The following is a 2,284-nucleotide window of genomic DNA, read 5'->3' as shown; positions in this document are numbered from 1 at the left end:
CGGTAGAAGCGGTCGAAGACCCGTTCGCGTTCGGCGGGGGTGAGGCCGGGGCCCTGGTCGGCGACCTCAAGGACGGCGTGGCCGTCGACCGTGCCGACGCCGATCCGCAGCGGGGTGCCGGGCGGGGTGTGGGTGACGGCGTTGCCGATCAGGTTGGTGACGACCTGGCGGAGCCGGGCCTCGTCGGCGACCGCGGGGGCGTTGGACGGCTTCCCGCCGCCGGGGCCGGTGAGGGTGACCGGGCGGGTCGTGTCCAGCGCGCGGACGTCGCGCAGGGCGTCGGCCGCCAGCGTGCGCAGGTCCATCGGGGCGAGGTCGAGCGCGAAGGCCGGCTCGGCGCCGGGCCCGCCGGCCGGGTGGTGGGCGTCCTCGTCGAGCCGGGCGAGCAGGAACATCTCCTCGACCAGCCGGGCGAGCCGGGTCGACTCGGCGGCGATCCTGGCCATCGTCCGGTCGAGGTCCTCACGGGTGGACAGCGCGCCCATCCGGTAGAGGTCGGCGTAGCCCTTGATGCCGACGAGCGGCGTGCGCAGTTCGTGGCTGGCGTCGGCGAAGAAGCGCCGGGTGCGCGACTCGGCCTCCGAGCGGGCCCGGAACGCGGTGTCGATCTGGCCGAGCATCTGGTTGAGACAGGCCGCCAGGTGCCCCACCTCGGTGTGCGGGGCGGCCAGCTCGGGGACCCGCCGGGAGTAGTCGCCGTCGGCGATCGCCGTCGCGGTCTCCTCGATCCGGGTCAGCGGGCGCAGGCCCGAGCGGACGGCGAACCAGCCGACCGCGGCCAGCACCGCCAGCAGCGCGGCCCCCATGGTCAGCGAGAGGTTGCGGGTCTTGGCGACGGTGCGGTCGACCTCGTCGAGGGAGGTCGCCACCACGACGGTGCCCCGGGTGACGGACGGGTCCGGGGCGATGAGCTGGGCGGGCCGGGTGAGGGCGATGACCCGCCAGGCGCTGTCGCCCTCCCGCGCGGGCACGGTGAAGGGACGGCCCCCGTGGGCGAGCACGGCCGCGTGGTCCAGGGGCGGCAGCTCGGGGCCGCCGCCCACCGGGGCCGGGCCCGCGTCGAACGTCTGGCGGGTGCCGCCGTCGTCGTCGAGGTAGGTCACGGTGGTCTCCCCGAGCACGCCCAGGGCCTGCACGCCGGCCGGGGCGCCGGTACCGGCGGGCGGTGGGACACGGGCGGCGAAATGCCCGGTCAGCACCAGCCGCTCGTCCACCCGGTTCTGGAGGTACCCGTGCAGGGCGCCGGCGACCAGCACGCCGGTGCCGAGCAGGCCCACGCCGACCAGGGCGACCGACAGGCACAGCAGACGGGTGCGGAGCGACAGCCCGCGCAACCCGCGCAGCCCGCGCGGCCCGGGAACCGGCGGCGGGGTCACGGCCGGGGCCCGCGCAGCACGTAGCCGACCCCGCGGACGGTGTGGATCAGCTTCGGCTCACCGCCGTCGACCTTGCGGCGCAGATAGCTGATGTAGGTGTCGACGATGCCGGCGTCACCGCCGAAGTCGTACTCCCACACGCTCTGCAGGATCTGGCTCTTCGACATGGTCCGCCCGGCGTTCGTCATCAGGAAGCGCAGCAGACGGAACTCGGTGGGGGAGAGCCGCACGTTCCGCCCCGCCCTGGTCACCTGGTGGCCGTCCGGATCGAGTTCGAGGTCCCCGACGGTGATCCGGGCCGTCTGCTCGCCCCGGGTGCGCCGCAGCACGGCGTGGATCCGGGCGATGAGCTCCTCCAGGTCGAACGGCTTGGTGAGGTAGTCGTCGCCGCCGATCCGCAGGCCGTGCAGCAGGGCCTGGCGGTCCTCGCGCGCGGTGACGAAGAGCACCGGCACGTCGCCGCCGCGCCCGGGGTGGTGCGCCCGGGGCTGGGCGCGCAGGCGGCCGATCACCTCGAAGCCGTCCATGTCGGGGAGCATGACGTCCAGCAGGACCAGGTCGGGCGCGCGCCGGGCGGCGAGCTCCAGGGCCTCCCGCCCGGTGGCGGCCGCGTCGACGTCGAAGCCGGCGTAGCGCAGCGCGGTGCGCAGCAGCTCCCGGACGGTGGGCTCGTCGTCGACGACCAGCAGGTGGTCCGGTCGGTCACCCGTGGGTCGGGCCGGGGGTGTGGGTACCGCCATGGTGTGCGATGCCGCCTTCACGGACAGGGCTGAGTGGGATCCTCCCAGCATCACATGCTCAGGAGACCCGGCCGGAGGAGCCCCGGGAGGAGCCCGCCCGGGCCAGGAGGGGGGCGGCGCTCGCGCGCCGGGGCTCGGCGGCGCCGTCGGGCCGCGCGGCCTCGGTGG

2 protein-coding genes are annotated in these 2,284 nt (G+C 75.7%); both read right to left on the bottom strand.

Annotated features, from left to right (window positions below):
• Positions 1-1,376: sensor histidine kinase (locus tag ABD308_RS15695; RefSeq protein ID WP_344333984.1), on the bottom strand; the 1,376-nt coding region annotated here is incomplete at its 3' end.
• Complete coding sequence (locus ABD308_RS15690) at positions 1,373-2,116, bottom strand: response regulator transcription factor (RefSeq protein ID WP_344333982.1); 744 nt, start codon at positions 2,114-2,116, stop codon at positions 1,373-1,375. The genes ABD308_RS15690 and ABD308_RS15695, both read right to left, overlap by 4 nt.
• Positions 2,117-2,284: the final 168 nt, after the last annotated feature.

This window comes from Kitasatospora putterlickiae, from assembly GCF_039527695.1.
Lineage (GTDB): Bacteria > Actinomycetota > Actinomycetes > Streptomycetales > Streptomycetaceae > Kitasatospora > Kitasatospora putterlickiae.
Note: the sequence above shows the minus strand (reverse complement) of the source record. Positions and strands in the feature narration are given on the sequence as shown.

Coding starts and splice junctions, on each gene's coding strand:
- ABD308_RS15690 (WP_344333982.1), bottom strand. CDS start 2,116: ATGGCGGTACCCACACCCCCGGCCCGACCCACGGGTGACCGACCGGAC.